5 protein-coding genes and 1 pseudogene are annotated in these 8,293 nt (G+C 52.2%); 5 read left to right on the forward strand and 1 reads right to left on the reverse strand.

Annotation, left to right across the window (positions count from 1 at the left end; all coding sequences use genetic code 11):
• Positions 1 to 444 precede the first annotated feature (444 nt).
• Together RT340_RS10330 and RT340_RS10335 are read left to right on the forward strand one after the other, a co-directional pair.
• Positions 445 to 1,644 (forward strand): AAA family ATPase, encoded by a 1,200-nt coding sequence (locus RT340_RS10330; RefSeq protein ID WP_058960453.1) that lies wholly within the window; start codon positions 445 to 447, stop codon positions 1,642 to 1,644.
• Between the two features lie 7 nt (positions 1,645 to 1,651).
• Complete coding sequence (locus RT340_RS10335) at positions 1,652 to 2,623, forward strand: ParB family protein (RefSeq protein WP_097117637.1); 972 nt, start codon at positions 1,652 to 1,654, stop codon at positions 2,621 to 2,623.
• 448 nt (positions 2,624 to 3,071) lie between these two features.
• On the opposite strand, the gene RT340_RS10340 is transcribed toward RT340_RS10335, so the two are convergent.
• Positions 3,072 to 5,003: an aliphatic sulfonate ABC transporter substrate-binding protein gene (locus tag RT340_RS10340; protein ID WP_409566143.1), complete on the reverse strand. Its 1,932-nt coding sequence runs from the start codon at positions 5,001 to 5,003 to the stop codon at positions 3,072 to 3,074.
• Positions 5,004 to 5,279: 276 nt separating this feature from the next.
• Between RT340_RS10340 and ssuD the strand changes: the two genes are divergently transcribed.
• From ssuD to RT340_RS10355, 3 genes and pseudogenes are all read left to right on the forward strand, one after another.
• On the forward strand, positions 5,280 to 6,452 hold the full coding sequence (ssuD, locus tag RT340_RS10345) for an FMNH2-dependent alkanesulfonate monooxygenase (protein ID WP_313375761.1): 1,173 nt from the start codon (positions 5,280 to 5,282) through the stop codon (positions 6,450 to 6,452).
• A gap of 14 nt (positions 6,453 to 6,466) precedes the next feature.
• A complete protein-coding gene (locus tag RT340_RS10350; protein ID WP_313375763.1) occupies positions 6,467 to 7,873 on the forward strand; it encodes an FAD/NAD(P)-binding protein in 1,407 nt (468 codons plus the stop codon).
• Positions 7,874 to 7,948: 75 nt separating this feature from the next.
• A pseudogene (locus RT340_RS10355) lies at positions 7,949 to 8,293 on the forward strand (LLM class flavin-dependent oxidoreductase); the annotation flags it as partial.

Here is an 8,293-nt window from a genome sequence, read left to right on the forward strand (position 1 = left end):
AGAGCCCTGGCTTTCAACTGCTCATCGTGAAAATCAATATCACTGATTACAGTGAACGTAACGCAGTTGTTTACTGATTACAGTGAACCTATTGCCACTTACAGTGAACGTTTACTGATTACAGTGAATCTTATGCCGAATATAGTGAATGCAGGCTGTGATTTCAGCCATATCACCTTGCCCGCAACTCTCGTGCAACGGACGATCAAATTACTGATTACAGTGAATGCTGGAGCAAATACGCGAATGAGGCGTTGCTCACAATTTAATCCATTATTCCGCCCTGATTAAAACATCTCCGCTGATTACAGTGAATGTTTGCACTAACACGCTCTTACTCAAGGTATTTTCACAGCGCTAAATGTTTCGCATTAGATGAGATAGATTTGCCTCATGTGCAGGATTTCGGTATAAAGTCATAAATCCTACATGTGTGGAGCAAGTATGGCTAACGATGAGAAGCAAGTTCTGAAAGTCGCACAACGTTCAGAAAAAATGCTAATGAGCCTGACGGAACAGATTCAGGCGCAGAAAGAAGAGTTGCAGGAAAACACTTTTTATCAGGTTTACGCCAAAGCGGCGTTAGCCAAACTCCCTAAATTAACGCGTGCGAGCGTTGATTACGCCGTAAATGAAATGGAAGAGAACGGCTATCCATTCGATAAACGCGCGGCGGGCAGCTCTACCAAGTACGCAATGTCCATCCAAAACATCATTGATATCTACCATCATCGCGGCGTGCCAAAGTATCGCGATCGTCACGCAGAGGCATTCACGCTGTTTGTTGGTAATCTCAAAGGTGGCGTATCGAAAACCGTCTCAACGGTCTCACTGGCCCATGCGCTACGTGCGCACCCACATCTGTTGTATGAAGATCTGCGCATTCTAGTTATCGACCTCGATCCGCAATCCTCTGCCACCATGTTCCTCAATCATGAGCGTTCGGTCGGACTGGTAGAAGCCACAGCTGCGCAAGCGATGCTGCAAAACGTGGGCCGCGAAGAGTTGCTTAATGAATTCATCGTGCCATCGATTATTCCTGGTGTCGACGTACTGCCGGCCTCCATTGACGACGCCTTCATTGCATCACGTTGGGAAGAACTGTGTGCTGAGCATCTGCCTACGCAGAATGTGCATGCGGTTCTGTATGACAACGTCGTAGCAAAACTGAAGAAAGACTATGACTTCATTTTCATCGACAGTGGCCCACATCTGGATGCCTTCCTGAAGAACGCCATCGCCGCATCTGATTTACTGATGACGCCAGTTCCACCAGCACAAGTTGATTTCCACTCGACGTTGAAGTATTTGACGCGCCTGCCGGAACTGATTGGCATCATTGAGGAATCAGGCGCATCCTGCCGCTTGCAAGGCAACATCGGCTTTATGTCCAAGCTATCGAATAAAGCGGACCACAAGCTTTGTCACAGCCTGGCGAAAGAGATCTTTGGCGGCGACATGCTGGATGCTGCTTTACCGCGCCTGGACGGCTTTGAGCGCTGTGGAGAGTCGTTTGATACGGTGATCTCTGCGAACCCATCGACCTATGTGGGCAGCACCGAAGCCTTAAAGAATGCGCGTTCGGCAGCGGAAGATTTCGCTAAAGCCGTATTTGATCGCATTGAATTTATTCGCCTGAACTGAGGTTACTATGAGCGCAAAACGAATCACGATTGGCCGTACCTTCAGCCAGACACCTTTGCAGACTGAGGATGCCTCAGACGGACATTCTCAAACCTTTATCCTTTCGACCGGTAAACGTGCCCTGTTCACGCTTGAACACATTACGGCGAAGGAAATTGAAGAAAAAACCTATGTGGTAATGGAAACGAATGGCCGCGACCAGTCAGGCTTGACGCCTGAATCGCTGCGCGACATTATCCGCACCATTAAATTGCAGCAGTTCTTCCCTGCTATTGGTGTGAAACGCGGCGACCGTATCGAAATTTTGGATGGTTCCCGCCGCCGTGCCGCCGCTCTGCACTGCAAAACTGGGCTGGATGTGCTGGTCACTGAGGTTGCCATCACGGCAGATGAAGCACGTCGCCTGGCGCAGGACATCCAAACCGCACGCGAACATAATCTGCGTGAAGTGGGGATGCGCCTGCTGTCATTAAAAGAGAGCGGCCTGTCACAGAAAGAGATTGCTCAGAGCGAAGGCCTCTCGCAGGCAAAAGTCACGCGTGCGTTGCAAGCCGCGAGCGTACCACTGGAGTTGGTTACCCTGTTCCCAAATCATTCGGAGTTAACATACCCGGATTACAAAACGCTGCTGCAGGCGTATGAGAAGCTTCAGGAGATTGGTCAGTCGGTTGAAGCCTTAATTGATACCATTGGCATGGATGTCGATACGGTCTGCGCACGTGATGGTCTGGCTGAAGATGAAGTAAAAAATGGGATTTTGCGTCTGGTGCGTAATGGGAGCCAAACACTAATCCAGTCGCCAGCAAAGGAAAAAGCGGTCGCCACGCCTCTCTGGACGTTTGCTGATAAAGATCGCTATGCCCGCAAGAAGACACGCGGCCGCATGTTCAGCTACGAATTCAATCGCCAGTCGAAAGAATTGCAAGATGAGTTGGATCGGGTGATAAACGAGACACTCAATAAATATCTCAATCAGTAGCCAAATGCCGCCTTCGGGCGGTTTTTTTTTGCCTGAATTCCAGCTTTTCGCCAGTGCTATTTCATCGCTAACTGTATGAAAAATATCTAACCTGTGTAGCAATTTCAGGCTGAAATCGCCAACTTTTTCACCGTCTATATGCATACCATTCTTGCGCCGTAGAGTTTAGTGAATCTGTGGTGAAGGCAAAATGACCAGCTGGATAGGAAAGCAACAAAGGCTATCCAGGAGAGGAACTCAGATTGCGAATGCCCTGAAATTTTCTTCATTCGCCATCAGGATTTCACATCTAATGAATTGAATTAAAAGTGTTTTTTAAATTAATTTCAGGCTGAAATCGCCAGCATTACAGCAAATTTCAGCGCTGCATCGAGGGTACTAACCCGGTTTAGCCAGATGATATTCAATGATTTATCCACAGAAAAGGTGGATAACTTTATTCGGGTCGTTAAGCTGTCAGTGATAAAACGCTGGGCGATTGCCAAACCGCTTCCCGAACACGGACAGGCTTGTTTATCAGACCCAATGCATAAAAACGATCGGCGATGATTTGTTGCTCTTTAATCACTTCAAATACCATTGAACGGGTTTTATGACTGCGTCGTGTTAAAGCTCTTTCAACGGCCAAAAGGTCAAGACCCAATTCCTGCGCAAGCAGACCAGCAGCTTCCTGCCGATGATTATCAATAAAAATGCCGGTCTGCTGTAAACTCTTCACTAACTGATGGGCCACGTCGTGATGTTTTTCCACATAATCGCGACGTGCCAGATAAAATTGGTGGTTGCGCACACGCCCCTCACCGTTGGCCAGCACGCGCAACTCAGGATTGCTCTCCGCCGCACTGAGTAAGGGGTCCCACATCATCCATGCATCGATCGCCAGATAATCACTGGCCGTCAGAGGATATTTTGGCGGCGCATACACCACTTTAAGTTCATTAAGGGTGATACCTGCTTCTTCCAGCAGCTGCAGCAATAACCAGTGAACGTTAGAACCTTTATTGACCGAAATACGTTTACCACGTAAATCAGCAATGCTACGGATATCGCTATCGATTGGGACAACTATCCCCACGCTACTGGGCGCAGGGGGTTCCCAGGCAATGTAGGTCACTGCATTGCCATTCGCCTGGGCGAAAATAGGCGGCACCTCGCCGGTGGTACCGAAATCGATCTCGTTATTTTGTAAGGCATAAAGCAGTTGAGGCCCGGCAGGAAATTCGCTCCACAACACGCTGACGCCCTGCTGTGCAAAGCACTGCTCAAGACTTTGCCGTGCTTTTAATACCCCAAGATTACCGAATTTTTGATAACCGATACGTAACTCGCGTTCCTGATGAGGCTCATCAGCAGAGGCAGTTGCAATGTAACTCGCCGCCTTACGCCGTCCTTTTATCATTCCCTGATGAGCAAGATGAGTACGCAGCGTGTGGCGGCTGATGCCAAGCAACGCCGCGGCCTGTGTCTGATTGTGTTCAGTGAAATCCAGCGCGTGAGTAATCAGGCTGGTGATGACGCGATCAAACAGTTGATTGGGCTTAGTGGAGAGTTGTTGACGCAGGAAGTTATCAAGCGTTGATGCTTCCGCGTTGTTAAATCCCTGTTCATTGTATCTTGTCAGTCGCAAATGAGCTGGCGTTAGCGTCTCCTCCCGACTCAGAAGTACTGCGTTGTGAAGCGTATTTTCCAGCTCGCGAATATTGCCCGGCCAACTGTACTCCAGTAGCACTTCTAAAGCATCCGGTGACAAACGACGCACCGGTCGACCTAAACGACGTGCATACAGCGAAAGGAAATGCTGCGCCAGCAGCGGGATATCATCACGACGCTGTCGCAACGGAGGCAGCGGCACCACCGCAATATTGAGGCGATAGTAAAGGTCTTCCCTAAATCGCCGTTCGCGGATCGCCTGTGCCAAATCAACATGGGTGGCCGCAATAACACGCACATCGACTTTAATCGGCTTGCGCGAACCCACGCGCGTAATCTCGCGCTCCTGTAATACGCGTAGTAACTTGACCTGTAGCGACAAACTCAGCTCTCCAATCTCATCCAGCAGCAGAGTGCCGCCCTGCGCAGATTCAAACCAACCGGGATGCGCCTGGGTCGCGCCGGTAAATGCCCCTTTCTCATGACCAAAGAGTTCGGCTTCGGCAAGACTTTCAGTTAAAGCACCGCAGTTAACGGCGAGAAAGGGGCCATGGCGGCGTTGGCTATGATGATGGAGATAGCGTGCGACAACTTCCTTACCCGTGCCGGTCTCGCCGACAATCAATACCGTGGCGTCAGTGGGGGCGAATTTGTCGAGCAATGATTGAAAAGCGAGAGAAGCCGGGTCGACTAAACGCGGTGAATCAGCGTAATTGCTATAGTTGGTCAGCATCTTTTGATGTCCATTAAGGAGTATCAGCACACGCTAATCGTTGCTTTTCATTGTGAACAGCAGGAAAAAAGCATAAGCAGTTGCATATGCAGCAATAGCTGTAGGCGGTAAGTTGCCGATGCAACAAACACAAACAGCAGTAGGGGCCTAACCCGCTGAAATAGCGTCATTATCAGGAGAATCAAAGCTGGCACGTTTTTCGCTAACAGCTATATAACTAAAAAAACATCCCAAAATGATCATTTTTTAATAAAGTTATATAGGAAAAGCATAATGGCCGAATCCGCAAACAAGAACATCAATGTCTTCTGGTTTCTCCCGACGCACGGTGACGGTCGCTATCTCGGCACCACAGAAGGTGGGCGCCCGGTTGATTTAGCTTACTTACAGCAGGTGGCATTGGCCGCCGACAATCTCGGTTACTACGGTGTGCTGATTCCCACCGGCAAAAGTTGCGAAGATTCATGGCTGGTTGCTTCTGCACTGGCACCCATCACCAAAAGACTGCGTTACCTGGTTGCCGTTCGCCCTGGACTTCAACCGCCGACACTGGCCGCGCGTATGGCCACAACCCTGGATCGCCTCTCTGAAGGACGTTTGCTGATTAACGTGGTGACGGGCGGTGACCCGGTTGAGAACAAAGGCGACGGCATCTTTCTCAATCACAGTGAACGCTATGAAGTCACCAAAGAGTTTCTCGATGTGTATAGCCGTTTAATGCGTGGAGAGAAGGTTGACTATGAAGGGCAGTATATTCACGTTGAAGGAGCAGAGGTGTTGTTCCCGCCAGTGCAGGAAAATGGCCCACCACTCTATTTTGGCGGCTCGTCGGAGGCCGCGATTGATGTCGCCGCTGAGCAAATCGATACCTATCTGACCTGGGGTGAGCCCCCGGAGCAGGTCGCAGAAAAGCTGGCAGTCGTCCGTGAACGTGCTACAGCGCGCGGGCACAAACTGGAATACGGCATCCGCCTGCATGTCATTGTGCGTGAGACAGAGCAGGAAGCGAAGGCGGCTGCGGAGAAACTGATTGGTCATCTGGATGAAGACACCATCGCGCAGGCGCAGAAGATTTTTGCGCGTATGGACTCTGCAGGTCAGGCACGGATGAGCGCGCTGCACAAAGGCTCGCGCGATAATCTCTACATCTCACCAAACTTATGGGCAGGCGTTGGTCTGGTGCGCGGCGGAGCCGGAACGGCATTGGTAGGAAGTCCTGAGCAGGTTGCCGAACGCATACGGGAATATCAGGCACTGGGTGTGACCAACTTCATCCTGTCGGGATATCCGCATCTGGAAGAGGCGCATCGTGTGGCAGAATTGCTGCTGCCGCTATTACCGCTGGCAAATGGTCAGCAGCAGCGTGCGCGCACCATTAACACCGGCCCGTTTGGCGAAACCATTGGTGGCGATAAACGTCCTTCAAAACAGGCGAGCGCCAGCTAATGCAGGAGAAGACGATGGCACGACCTCACATTATCATCACAGGTGGCGGGTTCAGCGGAACGGCGCTGGCGATTCATCTCGCGCGGCAATCGTCCTTTCCATTACTGATTACAGTGGTCGAACCGCGTGAGCAACTGGGCGGTGGGGTGGCCTACTCCACGCAGGAACCGGCGCATCGCATCAATGTACCTGCCTCGCGCATGCAACTCAGCGGCGATGAGCAGGGCGCCTTTGACCGCTGGTATCGTCAGCAGCCTGAGTGTTCACTGGATTCAGTAGCCCATTGTGATGACGGATCAGTCTATCCGCAGCGCGCGATGTTTGGTCGCTATCTGGCAGAGCAGTTTGCCCTTGCGGCAGAACGGCATCCGCAGATTGAGTTACGGCACGTTCAGGCCAGTGCCATGGCATGGGAAGGGCAGCAGCTGTTACTCAGCAATGGCGAGACACTACAGGGCGATGTGCTGGCGTTAGCGATCAGTCACCCACCGCCATCCTTGCCTCGCTCGCTGCAGCCCTTTGCCCATCACCCAGCGCTCATTGCCAATCCATGGCAAGCCGGCGTGCTGGATGCGATAGATCATGATGCCGCCGTTGCCATTATCGGAACCGGCCTGAGTATGGCGGATGTGGTTGCCTCATTAGGCACTCGGCATCATCAAGGCCCGTTAACCGCTTTCTCACGCCGTGGACAGCTCTCACGCGCTAATCTGCAGGGCGAGTGGCCTGAATGGACGTTAGCGCCTCAGAACGTCCCCAGCGCGCGTCTGTGGCTGCATCACATCAGGGATGAGGTTGCCCGAGCTGCACGGCAGCAATTACCCTGGCAACGCGTGCTGGACGATGTACGCGCACAGGGCCAAACCATCTGGCAAACCTTGCCGCTGCGCGAGCAGCAGCGCTTTGTGCGCCATCTGCGTTCGTGGTGGGATGTGCATCGCTATCGCATCGCGCCGCAGGTGTCTGCAGAAATCACCAGACGACAGCAGCAGGGCAGCTTGCAGGTGCTGGCAGCCAGACTGGACGCCATCACTGCTCAGGGCCTCCAGCTGGCAATCACGCTGCGTACACGCCAGGGTGAAATGAAAACGCGCCTGCTCGATCATCTGATCGTCACCACCGGACCGGGGCATGATGCGCTGACACAAAGCCAGCCGCTGCTACGTTCGCTGAGTAATCAAGGCCTGATTCGCGGTGATCAGCTTGGCTTTGGCCTCGACGTTGATACGCAGTCACACGCACTGAATCACCAAGGCTTGCCCAACGCCCGCCTGCTCGTAGTCGGACCCGCCGCCCGCGCGCGTTTCGGTGAGTTGATGGGCCTGCCACAGGTTGCCGATCACGCCGCTGCCGTTGCTCAGCAAATTCTTGAAGATCTTCACATCGCTCAAGACGAGCGATGTCCCCCTTACGCTTCTTAATCTCTCAAACATCCTAAAAACACACTAACGAACGCCGGGTCGTCGTACGATCACGGCCTCGCTATGGAGATTGCTATGCCATCGCAACGTGAAATTCGCCTGAATGCTTTTGATATGAACTGTGTCGGACACCAGTCACCGGGTTTGTGGGCGCATCCGCGCGACCGTTCCTCGCAATACAAAGATCTGGAGTACTGGGTCGATTTGGCGCGCCTGCTGGAGCGTGGCAAATTTGACGGTTTGTTTATCGCCGATGTGTTGGGTATTTACGATGTGCTGAACGGGAATGGCGATGCCGCGATTCGTCAGGCGACGCAGGTACCGGTCAACGATCCGCTGGCGTTGATTACCCCAATGGCGCTGGTGACCGAGCATCTCGGCTTTGGTCTCACCGCATCGCTATCGTTTGAGCATCCTTAT

The sequence above is a fragment of the Pantoea sp. CTOTU50773 genome (genome assembly GCF_032082325.1).
Classification (GTDB): domain Bacteria; phylum Pseudomonadota; class Gammaproteobacteria; order Enterobacterales; family Enterobacteriaceae; genus Pantoea; species Pantoea communis.

What these genes read in the sequence shown, in the direction of transcription:
- RT340_RS10350 (WP_313375763.1), top strand. Translation starts at nt 6,467, where the DNA reads ATGGCACGACCTCACATTATCATCACAGGTGGCGGGTTCAGCGGAACG.
- ssuD (WP_313375761.1), top strand. Translation starts at nt 5,280, where the DNA reads ATGGCCGAATCCGCAAACAAGAACATCAATGTCTTCTGGTTTCTCCCG.
- RT340_RS10335 (WP_097117637.1), top strand. Translation starts at nt 1,652, where the DNA reads ATGAGCGCAAAACGAATCACGATTGGCCGTACCTTCAGCCAGACACCT.
- RT340_RS10330 (WP_058960453.1), top strand. Translation starts at nt 445, where the DNA reads ATGGCTAACGATGAGAAGCAAGTTCTGAAAGTCGCACAACGTTCAGAA.